The following is a 22,963-nucleotide window of genomic DNA, read 5'->3' as shown; positions in this document are numbered from 1 at the left end:
CGTGAACGGAAAGCGGCGATCAGCCGCGCCTGGCATAGGTGACGAAGGTATAAGGATGGTCGTTCTCGGCATCGGCCGGATGGCTTTCCCGCGCCGTCTCGGCGAAGGCTGCCTTGTCCCAGTCCGGGAACACGGCGTCGCCGGAAGGCCGCGCATGGACCATGGTGAGTTCGAGCCGGTCGGCCAGCGGCAGCATCTGCGCGTAGATCTCGGTGCCACCGCCGACGATCACGGAATGGGCGCCCATCTCCTGCCCAAGTCTTTGCGCCAGCGCCAGCGCCTCCGGAACCTCATGGGCGACATGGACGCCTTCGGCATGGAAAGCGCGATCCCGCGTCAGCACCACGGTCTGACGCCCCGGCAAGGGCTTGCCGATCGACAAGTAGGTCTTGCGCCCCATGATGATCGGGCAGCCGGTCGTCAGCCGGCGGAAGCGCTGCAGATCGGTTCTCAGCCGCCAGATCAGCCTGTTGTCGCTGCCGATCACGCCATTGTCCGCGATGGCAGCGATGAGGACGACCGGAAGAGGCTGCATTGCGCTCAAGCCTCCGCGCCGAGCTTCGCCAGTGCCTCGCCTTCCAGCCGCTTCACGGTCCATTCGTCCTGCGCCTTGGCGCCGATCGCCCGGTAGAAGACCCGCGAGGGCTCGTTCCAGTTCAGCACCCACCAGGCAAGGCGCGGCAGACCTTCTTCGACGCAGCGCCGCGCCAGCCCCGCGATCAGGGCCTTGCCAATGCCGCGCCCGCGCTGGTCCGGCCGGACATAGAGGTCCTCCAGCCAGATGCCGTGCCGGCCGGAGAAGGTCGAATAGGTGTAGAACCACACCGCGAAGCCGACCGGCTCGCCATTCCATTCGGCGATGTCGCAGAAGGTCTTCGGATTCGGCCCGAACAGCGCGGCCTCGAGCTCGGCCTCGGTCGCCACGACCTCGTGCAGCAGCTTCTCGTATTCGGCGAGCTCGCGGATGAAGGCGAGCACGAGCCCGGCCTCGCCGGGACGGGCGGAACGGATGGAGAGCGTCATACTGCGATCGGAGCCTTGATGCCGGGATGCGGGTCGTAATCGGTGATCGTGACGTCGGAGAACTCGAAATCCTCCAGCCGCGTCACCGCCGGGTTGAGCGTGAGCTTCGGCAACGCGCGCGGCTCGCGCGAGAGCTGGAGGCGCGTCTGGTCGAGGTGGTTCACGTAGAGATGCGTATCGCCAAAGGAATGCACGAACTCGCCGACGCCGAGCCCCGTCACCTGCGCCACCATATGGGTCAGCAGCGCATAGCTCGCGATGTTGAAGGGCACGCCGAGGAAGACGTCGGCCGAGCGCTGGTAGAGCTGGCAGGAGAGCTTGCCGTTGGCGACGAAGAACTGGAACAGGCAATGGCAGGGCGCCAGCGCCATCTTCGGGATGTCCGCCGGGTTCCAGGCCGAGACGATCAGCCGGCGCGAATCCGGATTGCGGCGGATCTCGTTCACCAGCCAGGCGATCTGGTCGATCACCTGCCCGTCCGGCGCGGCCCATGAACGCCACTGCCGGCCATAGACCGGGCCGAGATCGCCATTCGCGTCGGCCCATTCGTCCCAGATCGTGACGCCGTTCTCCTGGAGATAGCGCACATTGGTGTCGCCGCGCAGGAACCAGATCAGCTCGTGGATGATCGATTTCAGGTGCAGCTTCTTGGTCGTGACCAGCGGGAACCCTTCCGACAGGTCGAAGCGCATCTGATGCCCGAAGACGGCGAGCGTGCCGGTTCCGGTGCGGTCGTCCTTGCGGACGCCCTCGGTCAGGACGCGTTGGAGCAGGTCGTGATACTGGCGCATGGCGACTCTCTGGAAGGCGCGCGACTATAGCGGCTCGCGGGCGGCTTGGCCCCTGCCCGGCAGGCAGGCATCCCCAGCCTTTGCCGCAGACCCTGTCAGGGTGTGGCGGGAGCCTGACTCCTCACGCGAATGCGAAACGTCGTGAGGCATCCCCGTCCGCAAACCCGCCCCAATCGGCGCCGCTCATCGCGCGCTTGATTCGTGGGGATAGTCGATATGCCGACCCTGAACGCTCCGACACGCTTGCTTGCCGCGCTCGCTCTCAACACCCTGATCGTGCTGTCGGCGCATGCCGAGGAAACCTATGCCAACGCGACGATCTCGGAGCGGCAGGCCCGCGACATCGCCTGGAGCGCCGGGCTCGTCCATGTCGAGGAGATCGTCCGCCTGGACGACCGCTGGGAGGTCGCCGGCCGCACCGCCGAGGACGACGAGATGAGCCTCGATATCGACATCCGAAATGGACGCATTCTGAATTGAGGCAGGGAAACCGCAGTCCTTGTCGAAAAAGCGTGAGAACCCTTTCCCAACGCCGCGGGGTTCCCTATATTCGGGAGTGCCGCTCGCAAGAACGGCTATGGCGATAAACGGATTACGTAATAAGCCTTTCGGACCCGGGGGCGGTACCCGGCGCCTCCACCCCAGCCCTGCAGCGCGAGCAGCAGGAACGTGCAGCCGAGCGGTTGCAGGGCTGCGGCGGGGGCGAAATAGGATCGACGAGGGTGTAAAGGTCTTCCTTTTGCTCGGAATGGTTCCGCCGTTATCGGGCCATTGCATAGTTGCCAACGACAACAATGCTCGGGTTGCTGTCGCCGCGTGAGCGGTGCTGGTTCCCAAACCTAAGTCCTTCCGTTTAGCGACGTAAGGCGGGGCTCGGAGGCGCCTGGCAACAGAAGCCTCGTTCGACCGGAGGGGTCAGAAACCGAAAGGTTTTTGACCCCGAAGGCCCTCTTTTCTAGTGCTCCACGGTTCGCTGTCGGAGACTCTGCGGTGCTCAGATGTCCCTATCCGAGGGCGTAACGGAGTAATCCAATACGCTGAGACTCGGAGACAAAGGGCGATTGGCTGGCAGCCTAAGCCGGCCATAGCCTGAGGGAAGACGGGTATGGTGAACACAAGCTAACTGCCATTAGGCTCGTCATGTTGAAACGGCCAAATAAGGCTGACAGGCCGTGACCAAAAGGTGAGTGGGGCGTGAGCCGGCGATGGAGCTCGTCTGCTCAGCACCTGTTGTCCCCACCGGGCTAAGAGGCAGCACCTAACCCCGTCACATTCTGGAAATGGGGGAACCGGGTAAGCCCATTGCATCCCGTCGCAAGCGGTATCCCAACCGTAAGGGAGGGGGACGATGCAGGGGGTAAAGGATGTCAGAGAAAGCGAAGGCCCGCCTGTAATCGGCGGGATAGGTCCGGAAACGGGTATAACCGACCCGAAAGGGTGCAGACTTCTGACGGGTACCAACGGAAGCGAAGCTAACGTATCGGCCTAACCTGCTATGACGTTTGACGGCTCTGCCGAACGGAAAGAAGGACGACTCACGAAGGCGTGGGACCAGATCGACTGGGCCACGGTGGAACGAGAAGTACGCCGACTGCAAGAGCGCATCTTCCGAGCTGCGAAAAACCGAGAGCATGCGAGGGTTCGTAACCTTCAAAAGCTCATGGTCCGATCATTCCATGCCAAGGTGCTGGCGATCCGACAGGTGACCCAACTCAATGCTGGGAAGAACACCGCCGGCGTAGACGGCTTTGTCTGCTCAAGCGACTCCCAGCGCATGGAACTCCTCAAGAGCGGTCTCGACCTCGACGGTTACCGCCCCTCCCCAGTTCGGCGGGTCTATATCCCGAAGAGCAATGGGAAGATGCGGCCCCTCGGGATTCCGACCGTCAAAGACAGGGTGATGCAGGCAATCGTGAAGCTTGCCCTGGAGCCCGAATGGGAAAGCCGATTTGAAGCTAACTCATACGGTTTCAGGCCGGGCCGATCAGCCCATGACGCCATCAAAGCAATCTGGCTTGGTCTAAACCAGGACGGAGCTAGCCAGTGGGTCGTGGATGCCGACATCAGCGGGTGTTTTGACAACATCGACCACGAGGCCCTTCTCAGCCTTGTGCCCGAGCACCTCAGAGAAGTAGTGCGACGATGGCTTAAAGCCGGAGTCGTCGAGCTCGGTAAACGAACGGAAAGCGACGCGGGAACGCCTCAAGGCGGGATCATTTCCCCTCTCCTTGCCAACATCGCCCTCACCGGAATGGAGCGCCTCTTCGAGGCCGAAAACCAAGACGGAAGGCCGAAGTTGCCAAGCCGAAGAAGGGGGATGAATCGCGGCATGCACCTCATTCGATATGCCGACGACTTTGTAGTGCTCTGTCCGACACGGGAGGTTGCGGAACAGTATGCCCTTCCACGGCTCGCCAACTTCCTGGCCAGCCGCGGCCTGCAACTCAGTGAAGCCAAGACCAAGGTCGTCCATATCTCCGAGGGCTTTGACTTCCTGGGGTTCCACGTCAGAGATATGTCCGGGAAAGTGTTGATCAAGCCGCAAAAGACGAAGGTACTGGGACACCTCAGGGCCTTGTCGGAATACGTGCGGTCCCATCGGCAGCAGCCCACAGCAGGGCTGATCCGCCACCTCAACCCAGTCATCCGAGGATGGGTCAATTACTACCGATATGTCGTCTCTAAGCGGGTATTTGCCAAAATTGACGACGCCATGTGGCCGATGCTCTACAAATGGGCGAAGCGACGACACCCGATGAAGCCACACAAGTGGGTTCAGCGCCGGTACTTCACCAATGGCGCGGGTGGGCGGGGATGGCAGCTAAACGACGGCAAGCGGGCATTGCTCAAACACGACTTCTTCTCTATCCAGCGTTGGATTAAGGTGGAAGGACGTGCTTCACCGTTCGACCCGGAGCTGCGCCATTATTGGATGGCTCGGGCGTCGCGGCGGTTGAAATTAAGGCGAGCGGCGACCAGCTAGGTGCTTGAGCCGTGTGTGGGGAAACCCGCCTGCACGGTTCTGAGAGGGGTGGGCTACAGTAATGTAGCTCACCTACTCGACCACTTCTTTTTCTGACGGCCTGCCGGCTGTTCCCGCCGGAACGCAACAAGCGGAAACCACGACTCGATGTCCAAGGATGTTCTTCGTTACGATCTCATGGTGCAGGACGCGCTGAAGGGCGTGGTCCGCAAGATCCTGACGGAGGCCGCGCGCGACGGGCTGCCGGGCGAGCACCATTTCTACGTGACCTTCCGCACGGGGGCTCCGGGCGTGCGCCTGTCGCAGCGCCTGCGCGAGAAGCATCCCGACGAAATGACCATCGTTCTCCAGCATCAGTTCTGGGACCTGAGCGTCGGCGAGCATTCCTTCGAGGTCGGCCTGTCCTTCTCCGGCGTGCCGGAGCGGCTGCTCGTGCCCTTCGACGCGATCTCGACCTTCTTCGACCCCTCCGTCCAGTTCGGCCTGAAATTCGAGGCGCAGGACCAGGCGGAAGACAGCGTTTCGGCAGAGCCTGAGCCCGCCGAGCCGGCCCCCGCACCGGCCAAGATCGTGCCAGCCGCCCTTCCCGCCGCAAAGGGCAAGACGCCTGCCGCCGATCCTGCCGCCGCATCCGCGAAAGCGGAGCCGGCCACCGAGGGCGATGAAAGCCGAGGCAGCGCCGAAGTGGTCAGCCTCGATTCCTTCCGCAAGAAGCCCTGACGACGGACGCCATGACCGAGACGCGCACCGAAACCGATTCCTTCGGCCCGATCGCCGTGCCGGCGGATCGATACTGGGGCGCGCAGACCCAGCGTTCCCTCGAGAATTTCCGCATCGGCGGCGAGAGCGAGCGCATGCCGCTGCCGCTCGTCCATGCGCTGGTGCTGGTCAAGAAGGCCGCCGCCCATGTCAACGCCAAGCTCGGCCTGCTCGACCAGCGCGTCGCCGGCGCCATCGCCCATGCGGCCGACGAGGCGCTCGCCGGCAAGTTCGACGGGCATTTCCCGCTGGTGATCTGGCAGACCGGTTCCGGCACCCAGTCGAACATGAACGCCAACGAGGTTCTGGCGAACCGCGCCAATGAACTGCTCGGTGCCGGCCTCGGCGCCAAGAGCCCGGTCCACCCCAACGATCACGTCAATCGCGGCCAGTCATCGAACGATTCCTTCCCGACCGCGATGCATATCGCCGCCGTGCTGGAGATCACGCGCCGGCTGCTGCCCGCGCTGCGCGGCCTTGAGAAGGCGCTGAACGCCAAGGCCGAGGCCTTCAGGCATCTCGTCAAGATCGGCCGCACCCATCTGCAGGATGCGACCCCGGTCACGCTCGGCCAGGAATTCTCCGGCTATGCGATGCAGCTCCATCTCGGCATCGGCCGGATCGAGGCGGCTCTCGGTGGGCTCTATGCGCTGGCGCAGGGCGGCACCGCCGTCGGCACCGGCCTCAACGCCCATCCGGATTTCGCCGCCTTCTTCGCCAAGGAAGCCGCGACACTGACCGGCCTGCCCTTCCGCAGCGCCGAGAACAAGTTCGAGGCGCTCGCGAGCCATGGCGCGCTCGCCGCCGCCCATGGCGCGCTCGCCGCGCTCGCTTCCGACCTGTTCAAGATCGCCAACGACATCCGCCTGATGGGCTCCGGCCCGCGCTCGGGTCTCGGCGAGATCAGCCTGCCGGAGAACGAGCCGGGTTCCTCGATCATGCCGGGCAAGGTCAACCCGACCCAGGCCGAGGCGCTGACCATGGTCGCGACCCAGGTCCACGGCAACCAGGCGACGGTCGGCTTCGCCGCCAGCCAGGGCCATTTCGAGCTCAATGTCTTCAAGCCGGTGATCGCCGCCGCCTTCCTGCAGTCCGTGCGGCTTCTCGCCGACGCCGCCGAAAGCTTCCGCGTCAACTGCGTCGAGGGCATCGAGGCCAACGAGACGCAACTCAAGGAGCTGCTCTCGCGCTCGCTGATGCTGGTGACGGCGCTGGCACCCGCGATCGGCTACGACAAGGCCGCCGGCATCGCCAAGGCCGCGCATCACAACGGCACGACCTTGCGCGAGGAAGCCCTGAAGGCCGGCGTCGAGGCCGAACTCTTCGACGCCACGGTCAAGCCCGAGCTGATGCTCGGCCCGGCCTGACGCAAGGCTCCCCCGGTGGCCGAGATCATCAACCTCCGCCAGGTCCGCAAGCAAAAGGCGCGGGCGGAGGCCGAGAAGACGGCCGAGCAGAACCGCATCACGTTCGGCCGCACCAAGGCCGAGCGCAAGCTGACCGAGGCCGAGCGCGACAAGGCCGCCCGCCATATCGACGGGCACAAGCTCGATCGCGACGACGAGCCGGAGCCGGCATGAAGCCGGAGCGCAAGCGCTCGCTCAGCATCGCCGGCCACCCCACCAGCATATCGCTGGAAGCGCCCTTCTGGGAGGCGCTGAAGGAGATCGCGGCCGGCGAGGACCGCCCGATCGCCGCCCTCGTCGCCGAGGTCGATTCCGGCCGGGGCGAGCTGAACCTCTCCTCTGCCCTGCGGTTGCATGCGCTCGCGCATTACCGAAAGCTGGCCGGCAGCGCCTGAAGCGGCGATGTCAACCGCCTTGCCGCAAGGCAAGGAAATTCGCGTTTTCAAAGACTTCAAGAAACTTCCGGAATCAAATCGCGAAGCTCTTGAATCAAGCTCTCAACGCAACGGCGCGCTGCGCGGCTGTGATTGCGGCGCCGACGGTGCGACGCCACCGGTTGGCGCCTGCACCGCGCCTTCCGGTGAGCTGCTAAGCGGGGCTCCCGGCAAAACCAGGGGGCCGGGCTGTGGTTGGGGCTGCGGAGGCGCGGATTGTGCTGCAGCCCGTTCGGCCGCCGCCGCTCGCTCAGCCGCGACGCGAGCGCGTTCCTCGGCTTCAGCGCGCCGGCGCGCTTCCAGCTCGGCTCTCGCCTGCTCGATGCGCCGCAATTCCTCGGCGCGCCTCTCCTCGACCTGCCGCCGCTGCTCCTCGATACGCCGCGCCTCTTCCTGCCGCTTCTCCTCGGCGATGCGGGCCTCTTCCTGCGCCTTCAGGAATTCGGCGAGCTTGCGCTCGTTCTCACGCGTCTCGCGCTCCGCCCGCAGGCGCCGCGCATGCATCGCCCGCTCGCGTGCATCCGCCTCGAAGGCCTCGACCCGCTCGATCTCGCGCGCCAGCGCCCGCGCCGCCACAGTATTGGACAAGGCGCTAACATCGCTTTCGCGCCGGAGATTGGACAAGGGCCCGCGCCAGGCGATGCCGATCTGCGGCGCATCGCCTGGCCAGCCCTTCGGCAAGGCGCCGAGCGGCTTCAGACCGAGCCTGAGATCGGCGGTGAGCGCGCGCAGGTCGAGAATGCCGCTTGCCTCGGCACGCAGGCCATTGCGCTCGAAGGCGAAGGGCTGGAGCCGGATCAGGCCGCCGGCCAGCGTGAAGGGCAGCGTGACATCGCCAAGCGCCCAGGCATCCTTGTCCAGCGCCTCGCTCAGGCGGTCCTGCAGGCGCGAGGCGTCGCTTTCGGAGGCGTCCTCGCCGGTACCGGCGATGATCCGCGCATAGGCATTGGGGTCGAAGCGTGCGAGCCGCGTGGCGGTAAGCGCGAGGCTGCCTGCCCCGCTCAGGCCTGCGACCAGTCGTGCCGGCGTCTCGCCGGAACCGCCGAACTCGACCTGCCCCGAGGCCTTGCCGCCGACCGCCCCCTTGGTGAATTCGCCGAGGTCGACCGCCATCAGGCTGAGCCGCCCGTTGAGCTGGGCCAGCCCGCCATCGCGGCGCAAGCCGAGCCGTCCGGTGACCTGCCCGCCGCCATAGCTGCCGCGGATGTCGTCGATCCTGAGCCCGTCCTGATCCGAACGCAGGGCGAAGCTGGCATTGCGGACCGTGCCACCATCAAAGGCGAGGAGCGTCCCCGCCTCCACCGCGATATCGAAATCGGGGAAGCCCGCCACGCGCCCGAAGCGCCCTGTCGACCAGAGCGTGCTCGGCGTTGCCGCCGCCTGCCCCAGCGCCGCGTTCATCAAAGGACGCAGATCGACCGAGGGCACCGCGATCCGCCCGGAGGAGCGCCCCTCGCGCGGCAGCAGCAGCGAACCGTTCACCGCCATGCCGCCGAGATGGGCGGTGATATCGTCGAGCCGGATCGCTTCCTCGGCGATGCCGAGCCGTGCTGAAGCGTCGATGACCCCATCGGGCAGCAGCCGCGCGGGGCCTTCGGCAAGAATCTGCCCCGGTCCATCGGCCTGCAAGGTCAGCTGCGGTCCCTTGCCGCCATCCTCGACGACAAGGGACAGCCCCTGCCCTGCGAGCGAGCCCGTTGCCTTGCCACGGTCCAGTTCGAGGTTGAACCGCCCCGCCCCGCCCTGCTGCGGCAATGGCAGCCCCAGCGCCGCGAAAGCCTGCCGCCTGTCATTGAGTTCGAAGCCGAGCGCGGCGCGGCTCCAGTTGCCGGCCCGGTCGAGCCGCCCGTCGAGCTTGAGTTTGCCCGCCGCAGCCGTGCCTTCCGCCGACAGGCTGGTCTCGCCGGAAGCCGCCCGCGTCAGCCGGAAGCCCGTATCGAGCCGCGCCAGCCCCTCGCCGACGCGCTGCAGTGCCTGGATCGCCGTTTCAGGCAGCAGCGGGCCGGCCAGTGCCGTCAACGTCTCGAAGCGCGGCGCCCGAACCCGTCCGGAAATTTCGCCGCCCTCCGCCAGCAAGGCGCCGGCGCCGGCGACCGCAACACCGCCGAAACCCTCGACCGACAGCCGGCTCAGGCGCCAGACATCGCCCTCGCGCCGGAGATCGAGATCGGCCGAGCCCGGCGGGGCATTCCGGAAGCGCAGGTTGGTCAGGGCAAGCTGGAGCGTTACGTCACGCTGCCGGAGCAGGCCGGAGAGGCTGTTGCCGGGCGGGAGGGTGTCGAGCGAGAGCCCGTTCACCGCAGCCTTGGCCGCGATACGGTTCGGCGCGATCTCGCCGGAGGCATCGAGCCGCAGCCCCGACGAACCCGCGACCAGCAGGCGCTGGAACCGGCCGCCATTGCCGGCCCAGGCGCCGACGATATCGGCATCGATCCGTCCGAGCCGCGCGATGAAATCGGTCAGCGCCGGATCGAGCCCGGCCCGCGCCAGCACCAGCCCGACGCGCCGTGCATCCTCGGCCTTGAGATTGAGCCGCCCCGAGGCCCCATTCCCATCGAGATTGCCGCTCGCGCCCAGCAGAGCCCCGGCGACACGCACGGAGGCGGAAGCATCACTCAAGCCGCCGTCATGGAGATGCCCGCGCACGGCAAGCGTCGAGAAATCCTCGCCGCGCCAGATCAGCTGGTCGAGATCGAGGCTTATGTCGAAGGCGCCCGGCAGGCCCTGCAAGGCGCGCTCGAAACCTTGCCGCTCGGCCAGCGCCGTCGTCAGCGCATCGGCATCGAGCCGGCGCGCCCGCAATGCCAGCGAGCCCTTGCCGGTGCCGGGGAGATACTGCCCCTCGCCTTCCAGCCGCGCCGCACCACCCGCGATGTCCAAAGCAAGCCCGGACAGGTCGAGCTGACGGCTACCGCCCTTGACCCGGCCGGCCAGCGCGACCGCTCCGCCCGGCGAAAGATTGAAGGCGCCGTCCAGCTCCACTCCGAAGCCCTCGGCACCATTCGGGAACAGCAGAGCGCCGTCGAAGCCGAGCTGCAGGTCCTCTCCGGTGAGATAGGCTTTCGTCCGCAGCCTTCCGTCGGCCTCGATCTCGCCGGTGGTGACGCGCAGCGACGCGCCCGCGACCTCGCCCTCGAAGCGCCAGGGGCCGGCAAAACTCACCGCCGACATCTCGGCCGCGATCGGCGAGAGCGTGACGGCAGGTTTGCCCGCCTCGCGCCAGATCAGGGTCGAGCGGCTGATCGTCAGGCGGTCCAGGCTCGCCCCGGCTGGAATACCCGTCCCGCTGCGCTCCGGCAGGCGGATCACGCCCGCCTCGTCCAGCGCAAGCGAGATCGCCGCGCCATCGAGCCGCGCTTCCGAGAAGCGGAACTCGCCGCGCGCCAGAGCCGCCAGCGCCAGTTCCACGGTCGCATGCTGGGCGCTGGCGGAGCTTGCCATGCCGTCGCCCGGCCCGATCCGGACATCCTCCAGTGCGATGCGCGGCGAGGGCAGCAGGCGCAGGCCGATCGCGCCGCCGACCCGCGTCTCGACGCCGAGCGCCTCGCTCAATCGCGCCTCAATCTGCGGGCGATAGGCGCGCCAGTCGACGAAGCCGGGGCCGATCAGGGCCGCCAGCAACGCCAGCACCAGCAGGCCGGCCAGAACTGTCAGACTCTCACGCAAATTCCGCTGCCTGCCCCTGTCGTCATGGTGAAGCAGCGCTGGCCTCGAAAGTCATTGCGACCACAATGACGGCCGGTACCGGCGCCTCCCCCATCCTGCCCGCAAGTAGCGGCGAGATCACGACATTTCCGCGAACCCCACGGGCAGCGCAAGCCGCAACGGCGTCACAGGGCGACGATTTTTCCGGGATTGAGGATGTTGCGCGGGTCGAGCGCGCGCTTCAGCGTGCGCATCACCGCGAGCGCCTCGGCCCCGTGCTCCTGCTCCAGATACTTCATCTTCTTCTGGCCGACGCCGTGCTCGCCGGTGCAGGTGCCGCCCATGGCGAGCGCCCGCTTCACCAGCCGGTCGATGAAGGCCTGCGCCCGCTCGACCTCGGCCTTGTCCGCGAGATCGACCAGCGGCTGCGTATGGAAATTGCCGTCGCCGACATGGCCGGCGATCGGCGCGATCAGACCGGAGGCCTCGATGTCGCGCTTGGTCTCCTCGACGCATTCGGCGAGCTGCGAGATCGGCACGCAGACATCGGTCGCGACCGAGTCGAAGCCGGGCCGGAGCGCCTTGGCCGCCCAATAGGCGTCATGGCGCGCCTGCCAGAGCTTGGAGCGGTCCTCGGCCTTGGTCGCCCACTCGAACGGGCCGCCGCCGAACTCGGCTGCGATCTCACCGAAACGCTCGGACTGCTCCTTCACGCCGGCTTCCGTGCCGTGGAACTCGACGAAGAGCATCGTCGTCTCCGGCAGGCCAAGCTTGGCATGCAGGTTGACGCCGCGGATCATCACGTCGTCGAGCAACTCGATGCGCGCCACCGGCAAACCGGTCTGGATCGTCAGGATCGTCGCGTCGCAGGCGGCTTTCACCGAAGGGAAAGGGCAGACGCCGGCGGAAACCGCCTCCGGGATGCCATGCAGTTTCAGCGTCACCTCGGTGATGATGCCGAGCGTGCCTTCCGAGCCGACGAGCAGGCGGGTGAGATCATAGCCGGCCGAGGTCTTGCGAGCCCGCGTCGAGGTCCTGACGATCGAGCCGTCGGCCATCACCGCGGTCAGCGCGAGCACATTGTCTTTCATCGTCCCATAGCGGACAGCATTGGTACCCGAGGCCCGCGTCGCCGCCATGCCGCCGAGCGAGGCGTCGGCGCCGGGATCGATCGGGAACATCAGGCCCTGGTCGCGCAGATGCTCGTTGAGCTCCTTGCGGGTGACGCCGGCCTCGACCACGACATCGAGATCCTCGGCATGGACCGCGATGATCCGCTTCATCTGCGACATGTCGATTGAGACGCCGCCGAAGGCCGCATTCACATGGCCTTCCAGCGAAGTGCCTGTACCGAAAGCGATAACCGGCACGCCATGGGCGGCGCAGAGCTTCACGATTTCCGAGACCTCTTCGGTGTTCTGCGGAAACACCACCGCATCCGGCGGCTGGTTCGGGATCCAGGTCAGCGTGTGGCCGTGCTGCTGGCGCACGGCGAGGCTGGTGACCAGCCGGTTGCCGAAGCTGGCGGCCAGCGCTTGCGTCACTGCCGCGATCGCCTCCGGCGAGGGCGGCAGCACTGCGGCCGGGACAGGGCTGTCATGAAGAGCGGCGGCAGGCAGGCTCATTGTCAACATCCGGTTTTGGCGCTTAGACTTGGAACAGATCGGTTTCGCAATCGGTTACGCTTCGACATGGTCCTGCCATACTGGCCGGTCCAAGATGCTGACGCCGATTGCGAGCGATGCATACTAGATCATGCGACGGTCGAATGGGCAGCGGCAATAATGCCGCCTGCCCTTGAACGAGGCGCCTGTCAGGGAGGCGAACATGAAACACGATACGCGCGCCCCGGCGCTGTTCTTCGCGCCTTTCGTCTCGTCGGCGATGCGGGTCGAGCCGCAATGGATCGACTATAACGGCCATCTCAACATGGCTTATTACCATGTGCTGTTCGACCGCGCGGTCGACGAGGTCTTCTCGTTGGTCGGATTGACCCGCGACTATGTCGAGACGCGCCATGCCTCCACTTTCACGGCGGAGTGCCACATCCTCTACAAGCGTGAACTGACCGAGGGCGATCTCGTCCGCGTCACCGCGCAGCTCATCGCCTTCGACGACAAGCGCCTGCATTATTACCTGGAGATGCGGCACGCCAACGAGGGCTGGCTCGCGGCGACCAGCGAGAACCTCTCGCTGCATGTCGACATGGTCCATCGCAAGGTCACGCCCTTCCCGGCCGATATCCTCGCCAATATCGCCCTGATGAAGGCGGCGCACAGCATGATGCCGCTGCCGGCCACGATCGGCCGCATCATCGGCATGCCCCGGAAGTCCGCGATCCGGGTGGACGAGACCGCCGAGGAACGCGAGACCGAGACGGCGACCGAAACCCGGCATTGAACGGGGGCCGTATCAGGGATCGTCGTCGGGGATCTTCAGCTTGTGCCCGCAGGCCTTGCAATAGACCGCATCCGGCTCATGGCGCTGCAAGGCACATTCCGGACAGGGAAACAGCACCTTGTTCGGGCGGAACAGCGCCTGCGCGAGCCGCACGAACAGCGTGATCCCGACGATCATCACCACGATCGAGGTCAGCTTGCCGGCGACGCCCGGCAGGGTCACGTCGCCGAAGCCTGTCGTGGTTACCGTCGCGACGGTGAAATAGAGCGCCTGGACATAGCTCTCCAGCCCGCCTTCATGCCGGAAGAAGAAGGTGTAGACGAAGCCGGTCACCACGAAGAGGAAGGTCGCGATATTGCTCAGCGCCCGGACGACGCTTTCCCATTCGCGCAAGCGCGTTTCGCGGAACTGCGCCCAGACGATGCCCTTATGCGACAGCGACCACAGCCTGAGGATGCGCAGGAAGCCGAAATTCTCCAGCCATTGCGGCGCGAGCAGCGTCAGCAGAATGAAGAGATCGAGCAGCATGGTCGGCTGGCGCAGCAGCCGGAGCATATTGGTCGAGGCCAGCAGTCGCGCCGCGATCTCGGCGATCATGATCACCGCGACGGAATAGTCGATCCAGAGGAAGGCCGCATTCTCCCTGAGCAAGGGCGTCAGGATGAAGAAGGCGATGATCAGCAGGTCGATGACCGTCGTCACCGCCTGGAAACGCAGGGCAGCCGGCGAGCGGCCGTGATAGAGCTGGCGCAGCCGGTCGCGCAGGGCGTCGAAACGGCTCGGATCGGAAGGGGCGTCGGCGGCATCCATCGCCGCCAGCATAGGCGCTAGAGCATCGGCCCGAAAAGTGGCCCGCGGTTTTCGGGCGAAGCCGATGGAAGATCAAAAGCCTGGCGCGCCGCTACGCCGCGTCGCCACCGCATGAACCGCATAGCCGCGATAGGGCGCACCGACCCGGCAATCGGCCCCAGCGGCCTCAGACATCGCCCGCACGACCTCAGGCAAATTCTCGCGCGGCGTCACATGGAACAGCGCGAGCCAGCGCAGCAGCACAACCTTGAACGGCGCCGGCAATCCGGCCTGATCGCCGAAATCGACGACATGCAGCGAGCCATCGGGGCAAAGCTGGCGCAAGGCCTCGGCGACGACGCCCTGCCAGGGCGGGATCATCGAAAGCGCATAGGAGATCACGATCCGATCGAAGCCGGCGCGATCGAACAGAGCCTGCGGATCGAAGCCGGTGGCATCCGCCTGCGCGAGCCTGATCCGCCTCTGTAGCCCCGCCTTCGCAACCGAGCCCTGCGCCGTCGCCAGCATCGCGCTGGAGACGTCGAGTCCATGGCAGGCGCAGTCCGGATAGCGCTGCGCGATCCGGATCAGATTGCGCCCGGTGCCGCAGCCGATCTCCAGCACGCTCCCGCCCTTGGGCGGTTGCAACCCATCGATGAGCTGGTCGCGGCCGAGCAGATAGAATTTGCGGCTGGCATTGTAGATATGGCGCTGGTGCCGATAGATCCGGTCCATCAGCCCGGCGGCGGAGCCGGCCGGCGCCTCGGCCGCGCTCACTGTGCCACCCCCTTCAGGACATAGAGATGGAAGCCGCCATAGATCGCCGAGCGATCCTGCCGGCAGAGCTCGCGGCTCTTCTCGTCCTCGTAGTGCCACTGGTCGAGGATCGCCGCTGGCACCCTTCCCGGCAGCAGGCGCTCATCGGCGGCGGTGCGGAAGATCACCCGCGCGCCCGGCCGGGCCGTCCGCGTGATCTGCGACCACAGTGCCGTCAGATCGGCATCGTTCATCCAGTCCTGCGCGTCGAGCAGCACATAGGCGTCGCAGCTCTCCGCCGGCTGGTCTTCCAGGAAGGCCGTAACCGCGCTCTGGCGATAGGAAACCTTCGGAGCGCGTTCCTTCACCGCCGCGAAATGCTGCTTCTGGAGATAGGGCGGGAAGGCCGCATCCGGCCCTTCGCCATAACGCCGGCCGAACGCCTGCTGGGCGAAATAATTGTCCTTCAGGTCGAAATCGCAAGCGAGACGCTCCAGCCGCAATTTCAGCGCACCCAGGATGCCGTCCTCGCCATCGGCGGCCAGCGCCTTGTATTGCGCCGGAGGGATGCCGAGCCCATAGAGCGAGGCCGGCTGGCGCACGAGCCAGCGCACCAGCTTGCGCTCGAAGACGGGTGCGAGATGCCTGTCGTAGAGAGCCCGCTGCTCGGCCAGGTCGCGCGCCGCCAGCATCGCCTTGGGATTGCCGCCGAGCAATCGCGCCAGCACATGGCCGGTCCCGATGAAGCGCCCGAGCAGGCCATAGCGATGGAATCCCCTCGCGAAGAGATTGATCCGGCGCCGCCCGTTCAATCCCCGACCCTCCCAATAGCCGCGCGAAACGGCATCGAGATGCTCGGCGATCTCGCGATCGTAGAGCGCGACATTGGCGTTCTCATTGGCCCGGCCGAAGAAGCGCAGGAAATCATCCTGCCTCTCCATCCGCGCCAGCGCCGCGAGCTTCAGCCGCCCCAGAGCGATATGGGTAGCATTGAGATCGACCGCGCTGACCTTGATCGGCGCCGCCGTCAGATAGGACAGGATGTTGCAGGAACCGGACGCGATCGCGACGACATGGTCGCCGGCCTTGAGCTGCAGCGCCGCCATGTCGACGACCGGATCCTCCCAGATCTGCGGATAGACCAGCCCGGAGAAAGCGCGGGCGAACAGCCATTCCAGCAGGCCGGCCTTGGAGAGCGTCTTGCTGCGCCGGACGGCCTGTCCCAGGCCCGAACTCGTCATGCGGCGGGCCGCGCGTGCCGTTTGCGTCGCTTGTTCCGTCACCGGCTTTCCTCCCTTTGCGGGTGGCCGGGCTGCTAGAGGAGTCGCGTGACGGTCCGGTGACGATGCTGCAGCGATTGCCACGGCATCGTGAAACGACCGGAGATCGGCGGGGCTGAAATTCCGCACGCGAAGCCCCATATTGGCGGCACGAAAGCCGATGAGGCGCTCCCGCCAGGAAGGAGATCGCGATGGGTCTGATGAGCATGTTCGGAGCCGAGAAGAAGCAGGACGAGAGCTTCCCCTTCCAGCTCACGGACGCCGAATGGCGCGCACGCCTGACACCGGAGCAGTATCGCATCCTGCGCGGCCACGGCACCGAGCGGGCCGGCTCCTGCGCGCTGAACTACGAGAAGCGCGCCGGCACCTTCTCCTGCGCCGGCTGCGACCAGAAGCTGTTCAAGTCTGGCAAGAAGTTCGAGAGCGGCACCGGCTGGCCGAGCTTCGACCAGCCGTTGGAGGGTTCTGTCGGCACCACCGAGGACCGCAGCTACGGCATGCTCCGCGTCGAGGTCCACTGCGCCAATTGCGGCGGCCATCTCGGCCATGTCTTCCCGGACGGCCCGCCTCCCACCGGCCTGCGCTACTGCATCAACGGCGAGGCGATGAATTTCGAGCCGGAAGCGGCTTGAGGCACACCCGTCATGCTCGGGCTTGACCCGAGCATCTCGTGACGGAAAAGCGATGAAGAGATGCCCGGGTCAAGCCCGGGCAAGACGCGTCAGACAGCGGGCACCGCCCTTCGCGCCAGCGCTGCCGCATCCACCATCGTCGGCAGATCGCCGAACTGCCCCGACCAGCCACCATCCAGCCGCGTCGCGATGAACGCATCTGCCACAGCACCCGGCGCAAAGCGCAGCAGCAGCGAGCCTTGCAGCATCAGCGCCAGTTTCTCCGTCAGCCTCCGCGCCTGCCCCTCGTTGCGCATCATCTCCGGCAATGCGCCCTCCAGCCGCTTCAGCGCCGCATCATAGCGCCTGTCCGCGCCAGCAGCCGCCATCAGCTCCGCCCGCAGCACGTCGACTGCCCCCTCCCCCCGCGCCAGCGAGCGCAGCACGTCGAGGCAGATGACGTTACCCGAGCCCTCCCAGATCGCATTGAGCGGCGCCTCCCGATAGAGTCGCGCCATCGGGTTCTCCTCGATGAATCCGTTGCCGCCATGGCATTCCAGTGCCTCGGTGACGACGGCAGGCGCACGCCGTGTGATCCAGTATTTCGCGATCGGTGCGCCGACCCGCGCCAGCAAACGCTCGCTTCCCGACGCCTCCTGCCGGTCGAGCGCTGCGAAGAGCCGGAAAGCGAGCCAGGCCGCAGCCTCCGCTTCGATAGCGATATCGGCCAGCACGTTCTGCATGATCGGCTGGTCGATCAGCGCCTTCTGGAAGGCGCGGCGATGCTGCGCGTGATGCGCCGCGAGCGAAACCGCCATCCGCATCAACCCGGACGATGCCGCCGCGATATCGAGCCGCGAATTGTGATTCATCGACAGGCCGGTGCGGATACCGCGCCCCGGCTCGCCGATGAGATGACCGATGGCACCCCGAAACTCGACCTCGGAGGAGGCATTCGAACGGTTGCCGACCTTGTCCTTGAGCCGCTGGATCGCGACGCCGTTGCGCGCTCCATCCGGCAGCCAGCCCGGCACGACGAAGCAGGAGATACCCTCGTCCGTCCGCGCCAGCGTCAGGAAGACGTCGGAATGCGGCACCGAGAAGAACCATTTCCGCCCGTGCAGCGACCATGTCCCGTCGCGATTGTCTTCGGCCACCGTTTGCGTCTGGCGCAGATCCGAGCCGCCTTGCGTCTCCGTCATCGCCGTACCGACGGTCGCGCCCGTCTTGAGATGGGCCGGCCCTTGCCGCGGATCGTAGCGATTGGAGGTGACGAGCGAGCCCCACTGCCTCCACAGCGCGGCATCCTGCTTCAGCACGGGCACGGCAGCATAGGTCATGCTGATCGGGCAGCAGATGCCGCTCTCCGCCCCGTACCAGAGATATTGCAGGGCGGCCCGCGCCACTTGCGCGCCGGGCTCGGGCCGGTTCCAGGCGAGCGCATGCGTCTCCTGCCCGATGGCGAGCCCCATCAACTCATGCCACGCTGGATGGAAGGCGATCTCGTCGATGCGGTTGCCGAAGCGGTCGAAGGCCTTGAGTTCGGGCGCGTAGCGGTTCGCGAGATAAGCCAGCTCCTGCACATCAGCCGAACCGACCGTCCGCCCCGCCTCATGCAGTCGCTCGCGCGCCCAATCGGCGCCGAAGGCCGCGACGATCCCGGGCAGCACCGGATCGGCGGCGAAGGCGTCGTAACCAGCCAGCACCGGCACCTGGTTGCTGACCTCCCAGCGCTCTGCTCCGCCCTGTCCGGTCATTGCTGCCACCTCCCTGTGGAACGGGATATAAAATGATCGCTCCGGCAGGGCGCAATCCTGACAGCGACGCCCTATATTCGCCGGAGAACGAATCACGCACGAGCACTGCACACCCTTGTCCGACGCAGACCCCTTTTCCGCTCCTCCGCCCCGCCCCGGCGGCCTCGCCGCGCGCGCAGCCGCGCAGCCGGCGGCCGGCTATCTCGCGGGGCTGAACCCGGAGCAGCGCCAGGCGGTCGAGGCGACGGAAGGTCCTGTACTCGTGCTGGCCGGCGCGGGCACCGGCAAGACCCGCGTGCTGACCACCCGCATCGGCCACCTGATCTCGACCAGCCGCGCCTATCCCTCGCAGATCCTCGCCGTGACCTTCACCAACAAGGCGGCGCGCGAGATGAAGGAGCGCGTCGCCCATCTCGTCGGCCCGGTCGCCGAGGGCATGCCCTGGCTCGGCACTTTCCATTCGATCTCCGCGAAGCTGCTGCGCCGCCATGCCGAACTGCTCGACCTGCGCAGCGACTTCACCATCCTAGACACCGACGACCAGATCCGCCTGATGAAGCAGGTGATCCAGGCCGAGGGCATCGACGAGAAGCGCTGGCCCGGCCGCATGCTGGCGGGCTTCATCGATAGCTGGAAGAACCGCGGTCTGGCGCCCAAGGACGTTCCGCATGGCGAGGCCGCCGTCTTCGCCAACGGCAAGGGCGGCAAGCTCTACGCCGCCTATCAGGAGCGCTTGACCGCGCTGAACGCCGTCGATTTCGGCGATCTGCTGCTGCACTGCCTGACGCTGTTCCGCGACTATCCGGACGTGCTCCAGACCTATCACGACCGCTTCCGCTACATCCTCGTCGACGAGTACCAGGACACCAACACCGCGCAATATCTCTGGCTGCGCCTGCTGGCCCAGGGCCGCCGCAACATCTGCTGCGTCGGCGACGACGACCAATCGATCTATGGCTGGCGCGGCGCCGAGGTCGACAACATCCTGCGCTTCGAGCACGATTTTCCCGGCGCGACCGTGATCCGGCTGGAGCGCAACTACCGCTCGACCGGCCATATCCTCGCCACCGCCTCGAAGCTGATCGCCCGCAACGAGGGCCGCCTCGGCAAGACGCTGCGCACCGAGGACGCGCTCGGCGAGAAGGTCACCATCACCGGCGCCTGGGACAGCCAGGAGGAGGCCCGCCTGATCTCCGACGAGATCGAGGCGATGCAGGCGAAGAAATACAATCTCGCCGAAGTCGCGGTGCTCGTGCGCATCTCCGCCCAGATGCGCGAGATCGAAGAGCGCTTCGTCCAGGCCGGCGTGCCCTATCGCGTCATCGGCGGCCCGCGCTTCTACGAGCGCGCCGAAATCCGCGATGCGCTCGCCTATCTGCGCTGCGTGGTGTCGCCGACAGACGATCTCGCCTTCGAGCGCATCGTCAACGTGCCCAAGCGCGGCCTTGGCGACGCCACCGTCCAGCTCCTCCACAATCACGCCCGCGCCACCGGCTTCTCGCTGATGCAGTCGGCTCGCGCCGCGGTCGAGAGCGACGAGTTGAAACCCAAGGCCCGCACGGCCCTGCGCGAGCTGGTCGAGGCCTTCGGCCGCTGGTCGAAACGCGCCGAGCACATGCCTCAGGGCGAGTTGGCCGAGCTGGTGCTGGAGGAATCCGGCTACACCGAGATGTGGAAGAAGGATCGCTCGGCCGATGCCGCCGGGCGCCTCGAAAACCTCAAGGAACTGGTCCGCTCGCTCGACGAATTCCCCGACCTGCCGGCCTTCCTCGAACACGTCTCGCTGGTGATGGATGTCGCCGATGGCGAGGCCGAGGCCCGCGTCTCGATCATGACGCTGCACGCCGCCAAGGGGCTCGAATTCGACACGGTCTTCCTGCCCGGCTGGGAGGAAGGCCTGTTCCCGAACCAGCGCGCCCTCGACGAAAGCGGCCGCGCAGGCCTTGAGGAAGAGCGCCGGCTCGCCCATGTCGGCCTCACCCGCGCCCGCAAGAAGCTGAAGCTCTATTTCGCCTCGAACCGGCGCATTCACGGCCTCTGGCAGACCAGCCTGCCCTCCCGCTTCATCGACGAATTGCCGGAGGAGCATGTCGAGGTCGAGCAGGCCCCGACCAGCTACTCGCAGGGCGGCTACGGCGCCTCGCGCTTCGACCGGATGGAAAGCTTCGGCTCGACCTACAACACGCCGGGCTGGCAGCGCGCGCAGGAGAACCGGGCGAAAAACAGCGGCGGTGGCTTCTCCGAAGGCGGCCGTGGCTTCGGCCAGGGCAATTTCGGCGGCTCCTCCCGCCAGCGTGGCCCGCTCCTAATCGAGGGCGAGCTGACGGCGAAATCCTCAGGCGAATCCGCCTATGGCGAGGGCGCCCGCGTCTTCCACGTCAAGTTCGGCCCCGGCTCGGTCGCCAGCGTCGACGGCAACAAGCTGACGGTCGATTTCGACAAGGCCGGCCGGAAGATGGTGCTGGATAGCTTCGTGCAGAAGGCCGGGTGAACAAAATGTCGGATGATGTCGGATCGCCCGAGCAGCAATCCGACATGGTTCAATTTAGTCTCGATGTTTGTGAGATCGATACGATCAAACGCTACATCGCAAACGACGCGCCGTATTGGAGCCGCCTGAGCCTAGCGTTCTGCCTACGTTTAGCTAACTTGGAGAAAGTTTACGGCGAAGCCAGGGATGTTTTCGACGAGATAGACTCGCTGGAAGGGCTACGCCCGCCGGGGATCACAAAAGCGGCAACGATCTTTAAAAGAGGCGCGCTTAAGGGACTGTGGCATAAGCACTTCTACTCATCGAGGCATATCATTCGCAATTTTGGCGAACGCTGGAACCTCGGGCGCAACGGAAACGCCGATCTAAATAACATGATCACAGAAGCCATGAAGGATTGCGGTGAGCAACCATCAATTTGGCCAGGAGCCATCGCACACCGCATTGTAATAGGTGGCCTAGAAGATCGGTCAGCGGCCCGCCGCATGACTGGAGACTGGATCATCTTTGCAAAAAATTCTGTCGGAGAAAATATATATCTCGACTTGGCGACCCATGAGGAAGGCAGGCGCGCTGACGTACTTTTGGAGAAACTTCGCATGGGAAATGCAGGGGAATTCCCCGAACTGTTCAACAATTAAATGACCCATTACGTCGCCATCATCGAGGATGCAGGCCCCGACCATGCCGTCGGCGTCTGGTTTCCCGATCTGCCCGGCTGCTTCGCGGCCGGCGATACGCTGGATGAAGCCTTGCTCAACGCTCCCGAGGCAGTGGCACTCTGGATCGAAGCCCAAGGCGGCCCGGCACCCCACGCTCGCACTCCCAGCGAATTGCGCAGTGATCCCGAGACCTCTGCGGACATGGCGGCGCATGCCATCGCCTTGATCCCGGCACCCGGCCTATCGTTGCAGCCGGCGGCGGAGTAGAAGCAGCGCATCCCTGCCGCCGCTCCAACGATACGACCGACCATGCCTCCCGAGATCACCCTCACCGACGCCGAAGACGACGCCTTTCGCAAGCTGCTCGGCGAAGGCCTGAAAGACTATAACGACGCGACGATCGGCCGGCACGATCGCCAAGAATTGCAGATTCGCATCAGCGACCCGGAAACGGGCGAGCCGATCGGCGGGCTCGCGGGGCGCACCTCGCTCGGCCTGCTCTTCATCGACACCGTCTACTTGCCGAAAAGCCTGCGCGGCACCGGCATCGGCAGCCGCATCCTTGCCATGGCCGAGGAGGAAGGGCGCCGGCGCGGCTGCAGCAAGGCCGTGCTCTTCACCATCAGCTTCCAGGCACCGGAATTCTACAAGAAGCTCGGCTGGCAGGTTTTCGGCGAGATCGCCCCGAAGCCGCCCGGCGCGACCCGGATCTACCTGACCAAGGACTTGTGAGCGGTCAGGCGCCGCCTTCCCGCTCACGGAAGGCTTTCCGCGCCGCCGAAACCTCGGCGTAATAGGTCTCGGCCCAGGTCCAAACCCCGCAGAAAGCGGCGCTGAGCTCGCGGCCCAACTCGGTCAGCGTGTAGTCGACATGCGGCGGGATCACCGGATGGACCGTGCGGGTCACCAGCCCGTCGCGCTCCATCTCGCGCAGTGTCTTGGTCAGCATCTTCTGGCTGATGCCGCCGACGATACGCCCAACCTCGGTGAAGCGCAGCGTGCCATGCTCCTCCAGCGCTTCCAGAACCAGCATCGTCCATTTGTCGGCGATCTGCGCGATGACCTGACGGACCAGCGATTCCACCGCGGGGCTGACCGGCGGGATCGCTTCGCTGCGCTGATGCATCGCCGCCATGGCAATCCGGATCGCCTGCATCCGACACTCTCCTTTTGGTA

General features: G+C 65.9%; 22 protein-coding genes and 1 other RNA gene. 13 read left to right on the top strand and 10 right to left on the bottom strand.

Going from position 1 to position 22,963, the window contains the following annotated elements; all coding sequences use genetic code 11:
• Positions 1-19: 19 nt before the first annotated feature.
• From NUV79_RS18245 to NUV79_RS18235, 3 genes are read right to left on the bottom strand one after another with little or no spacing between them, the layout of a single operon-like run.
• A complete protein-coding gene (locus tag NUV79_RS18245) occupies positions 20-535 on the bottom strand; it encodes a dihydrofolate reductase (RefSeq protein WP_257734522.1) in 516 nt (171 codons plus the stop codon).
• A 5-nt stretch (positions 536-540) separates the two neighbouring features.
• Complete coding sequence (locus tag NUV79_RS18240; RefSeq protein WP_257734521.1) at positions 541-1,023, bottom strand: GNAT family N-acetyltransferase; 483 nt, start codon at positions 1,021-1,023, stop codon at positions 541-543.
• Positions 1,020-1,814 (bottom strand): thymidylate synthase, encoded by a 795-nt coding sequence (locus NUV79_RS18235; RefSeq protein ID WP_257734520.1) that lies wholly within the window; start codon positions 1,812-1,814, stop codon positions 1,020-1,022. The genes NUV79_RS18240 and NUV79_RS18235 overlap by 4 nt, the downstream gene beginning before the upstream one ends.
• A gap of 216 nt (positions 1,815-2,030) precedes the next feature.
• On the opposite strand from NUV79_RS18235, the gene NUV79_RS18230 reads away from it, so the two are divergent.
• The 7 genes from NUV79_RS18230 (at position 2,031) to NUV79_RS18200 (ending at position 7,357) form a co-directional block, all read left to right on the top strand.
• On the top strand, positions 2,031-2,294 hold the full coding sequence (locus NUV79_RS18230; protein ID WP_257734519.1) for a hypothetical protein: 264 nt from the start codon (positions 2,031-2,033) through the stop codon (positions 2,292-2,294).
• 38 nt (positions 2,295-2,332) lie between these two features.
• Positions 2,333-2,718: a transfer-messenger RNA gene (gene ssrA / locus NUV79_RS18225) on the top strand.
• 591 nt (positions 2,719-3,309) lie between these two features.
• On the top strand, positions 3,310-4,797 hold the full coding sequence (gene ltrA, locus NUV79_RS18220; RefSeq protein ID WP_257734518.1) for a group II intron reverse transcriptase/maturase: 1,488 nt from the start codon (positions 3,310-3,312) through the stop codon (positions 4,795-4,797).
• Positions 4,798-4,944: 147 nt separating this feature from the next.
• Positions 4,945-5,517 carry an SspB family protein gene (locus tag NUV79_RS18215; protein WP_257734517.1) on the top strand — a complete coding sequence of 191 codons (573 nt, stop codon included), beginning with the start codon at positions 4,945-4,947 and terminating at the stop codon, positions 5,515-5,517.
• An 11-nt stretch (positions 5,518-5,528) separates the two neighbouring features.
• Positions 5,529-6,923 (top strand): class II fumarate hydratase, encoded by a 1,395-nt coding sequence (fumC, locus tag NUV79_RS18210; protein WP_257734516.1) that lies wholly within the window; start codon positions 5,529-5,531, stop codon positions 6,921-6,923.
• A 15-nt stretch (positions 6,924-6,938) separates the two neighbouring features.
• Positions 6,939-7,136 (top strand): DUF4169 family protein, encoded by a 198-nt coding sequence (locus NUV79_RS18205; RefSeq protein WP_257734515.1) that lies wholly within the window; start codon positions 6,939-6,941, stop codon positions 7,134-7,136.
• Positions 7,133-7,357 (top strand): ribbon-helix-helix domain-containing protein, encoded by a 225-nt coding sequence (locus tag NUV79_RS18200; protein WP_257734514.1) that lies wholly within the window; start codon positions 7,133-7,135, stop codon positions 7,355-7,357. The genes NUV79_RS18205 and NUV79_RS18200 overlap by 4 nt, the downstream gene beginning before the upstream one ends.
• 102 nt (positions 7,358-7,459) lie before the next feature.
• On the opposite strand, the gene NUV79_RS18195 is transcribed toward NUV79_RS18200, so the two are convergent.
• Both NUV79_RS18195 and NUV79_RS18190 read right to left on the bottom strand, forming a co-directional pair.
• The gene (locus NUV79_RS18195; RefSeq protein ID WP_257734513.1) at positions 7,460-11,062 is read right to left on the bottom strand and encodes an AsmA family protein; all 3,603 of its coding nucleotides are present in this window, start codon (positions 11,060-11,062) and stop codon (positions 7,460-7,462) included.
• Between the two features lie 164 nt (positions 11,063-11,226).
• Positions 11,227-12,666 carry an FAD-binding oxidoreductase gene (locus NUV79_RS18190; protein WP_257734512.1) on the bottom strand — a complete coding sequence of 480 codons (1,440 nt, stop codon included), beginning with the start codon at positions 12,664-12,666 and terminating at the stop codon, positions 11,227-11,229.
• A gap of 202 nt (positions 12,667-12,868) precedes the next feature.
• Between NUV79_RS18190 and NUV79_RS18185 the strand changes: the two genes are divergently transcribed.
• On the top strand, positions 12,869-13,441 hold the full coding sequence (locus NUV79_RS18185; protein ID WP_257734511.1) for a thioesterase family protein: 573 nt from the start codon (positions 12,869-12,871) through the stop codon (positions 13,439-13,441).
• A gap of 12 nt (positions 13,442-13,453) precedes the next feature.
• Here NUV79_RS18185 and NUV79_RS18180 read toward each other — a convergent pair whose 3' ends face one another.
• From NUV79_RS18180 to NUV79_RS18170, 3 genes are all read right to left on the bottom strand, one after another.
• Positions 13,454-14,251 carry a potassium channel family protein gene (locus tag NUV79_RS18180; protein ID WP_257734510.1) on the bottom strand — a complete coding sequence of 266 codons (798 nt, stop codon included), beginning with the start codon at positions 14,249-14,251 and terminating at the stop codon, positions 13,454-13,456.
• A 72-nt stretch (positions 14,252-14,323) separates the two neighbouring features.
• Positions 14,324-15,007 (bottom strand): class I SAM-dependent methyltransferase, encoded by a 684-nt coding sequence (locus tag NUV79_RS18175; RefSeq protein WP_257734509.1) that lies wholly within the window; start codon positions 15,005-15,007, stop codon positions 14,324-14,326.
• Positions 15,004-16,227, bottom strand: a complete 1,224-nt coding sequence (locus tag NUV79_RS18170) for a BtaA family protein (protein WP_257734508.1) — start codon at positions 16,225-16,227, stop codon at positions 15,004-15,006. The genes NUV79_RS18175 and NUV79_RS18170 overlap by 4 nt, the downstream gene beginning before the upstream one ends.
• Positions 16,228-16,466: 239 nt before the next feature.
• Here NUV79_RS18170 and msrB point away from each other — a divergent pair, with 239 nt between their 5' ends.
• Entirely contained in the window at positions 16,467-16,898 is a 432-nt protein-coding gene (gene msrB / locus NUV79_RS18165) for a peptide-methionine (R)-S-oxide reductase MsrB (protein ID WP_257734507.1), read from the top strand.
• Positions 16,899-16,987: 89 nt separating this feature from the next.
• Here the strand turns inward: msrB and NUV79_RS18160 are convergent, their stop codons facing one another.
• Entirely contained in the window at positions 16,988-18,634 is a 1,647-nt protein-coding gene (locus NUV79_RS18160; protein ID WP_257734506.1) for an acyl-CoA dehydrogenase family protein, read from the bottom strand.
• A 115-nt stretch (positions 18,635-18,749) separates the two neighbouring features.
• On the opposite strand from NUV79_RS18160, the gene NUV79_RS18155 reads away from it, so the two are divergent.
• From NUV79_RS18155 to NUV79_RS18140, 4 genes are read left to right on the top strand one after another with little or no spacing between them, the layout of a single operon-like run.
• Positions 18,750-21,125: an ATP-dependent helicase gene (locus tag NUV79_RS18155; protein ID WP_257734505.1), complete on the top strand. Its 2,376-nt coding sequence runs from the start codon at positions 18,750-18,752 to the stop codon at positions 21,123-21,125.
• Between the two features lie 5 nt (positions 21,126-21,130).
• Positions 21,131-21,766, top strand: a complete 636-nt coding sequence (locus tag NUV79_RS18150) for a hypothetical protein (RefSeq protein ID WP_257734504.1) — start codon at positions 21,131-21,133, stop codon at positions 21,764-21,766.
• Positions 21,767-22,054 (top strand): type II toxin-antitoxin system HicB family antitoxin, encoded by a 288-nt coding sequence (locus tag NUV79_RS18145; RefSeq protein WP_257734503.1) that lies wholly within the window; start codon positions 21,767-21,769, stop codon positions 22,052-22,054.
• A 42-nt stretch (positions 22,055-22,096) separates the two neighbouring features.
• Positions 22,097-22,519: a GNAT family N-acetyltransferase gene (locus NUV79_RS18140; protein ID WP_257734502.1), complete on the top strand. Its 423-nt coding sequence runs from the start codon at positions 22,097-22,099 to the stop codon at positions 22,517-22,519.
• Positions 22,520-22,523: 4 nt separating this feature from the next.
• On the opposite strand, the gene NUV79_RS18135 is transcribed toward NUV79_RS18140, so the two are convergent.
• Entirely contained in the window at positions 22,524-22,943 is a 420-nt protein-coding gene (locus NUV79_RS18135; RefSeq protein ID WP_374679296.1) for a winged helix-turn-helix transcriptional regulator, read from the bottom strand.
• Positions 22,944-22,963: the final 20 nt, after the last annotated feature.

This window comes from Allobosea sp. 47.2.35, from assembly GCF_024655635.1.
Taxonomy (GTDB): Bacteria; Pseudomonadota; Alphaproteobacteria; order Rhizobiales; family Beijerinckiaceae; genus Allobosea.
This window is presented reverse-complemented; position numbering and strand designations above follow the sequence as displayed.

Coding starts and splice junctions, on each gene's coding strand:
- NUV79_RS18245 (WP_257734522.1), bottom strand. CDS start 535: ATGCAGCCTCTTCCGGTCGTCCTCATCGCTGCCATCGCGGACAATGGC.
- NUV79_RS18240 (WP_257734521.1), bottom strand. CDS start 1,023: ATGACGCTCTCCATCCGTTCCGCCCGTCCCGGCGAGGCCGGGCTCGTG.
- NUV79_RS18235 (WP_257734520.1), bottom strand. CDS start 1,814: ATGCGCCAGTATCACGACCTGCTCCAACGCGTCCTGACCGAGGGCGTC.
- NUV79_RS18230 (WP_257734519.1), top strand. CDS start 2,031: ATGCCGACCCTGAACGCTCCGACACGCTTGCTTGCCGCGCTCGCTCTC.
- ltrA (WP_257734518.1), top strand. CDS start 3,310: ATGACGTTTGACGGCTCTGCCGAACGGAAAGAAGGACGACTCACGAAG.
- NUV79_RS18215 (WP_257734517.1), top strand. CDS start 4,945: ATGTCCAAGGATGTTCTTCGTTACGATCTCATGGTGCAGGACGCGCTG.
- fumC (WP_257734516.1), top strand. CDS start 5,529: ATGACCGAGACGCGCACCGAAACCGATTCCTTCGGCCCGATCGCCGTG.
- NUV79_RS18200 (WP_257734514.1), top strand. CDS start 7,133: ATGAAGCCGGAGCGCAAGCGCTCGCTCAGCATCGCCGGCCACCCCACC.
- NUV79_RS18190 (WP_257734512.1), bottom strand. CDS start 12,666: ATGAGCCTGCCTGCCGCCGCTCTTCATGACAGCCCTGTCCCGGCCGCA.
- NUV79_RS18185 (WP_257734511.1), top strand. CDS start 12,869: ATGAAACACGATACGCGCGCCCCGGCGCTGTTCTTCGCGCCTTTCGTC.
- NUV79_RS18180 (WP_257734510.1), bottom strand. CDS start 14,251: ATGGATGCCGCCGACGCCCCTTCCGATCCGAGCCGTTTCGACGCCCTG.
- NUV79_RS18170 (WP_257734508.1), bottom strand. CDS start 16,227: ATGACGAGTTCGGGCCTGGGACAGGCCGTCCGGCGCAGCAAGACGCTC.
- msrB (WP_257734507.1), top strand. CDS start 16,467: ATGAGCATGTTCGGAGCCGAGAAGAAGCAGGACGAGAGCTTCCCCTTC.
- NUV79_RS18160 (WP_257734506.1), bottom strand. CDS start 18,634: ATGACCGGACAGGGCGGAGCAGAGCGCTGGGAGGTCAGCAACCAGGTG.
- NUV79_RS18150 (WP_257734504.1), top strand. CDS start 21,131: ATGTCGGATGATGTCGGATCGCCCGAGCAGCAATCCGACATGGTTCAA.
- NUV79_RS18145 (WP_257734503.1), top strand. CDS start 21,767: ATGACCCATTACGTCGCCATCATCGAGGATGCAGGCCCCGACCATGCC.
- NUV79_RS18140 (WP_257734502.1), top strand. CDS start 22,097: ATGCCTCCCGAGATCACCCTCACCGACGCCGAAGACGACGCCTTTCGC.
- NUV79_RS18135 (WP_374679296.1), bottom strand. CDS start 22,943: ATGCAGGCGATCCGGATTGCCATGGCGGCGATGCATCAGCGCAGCGAA.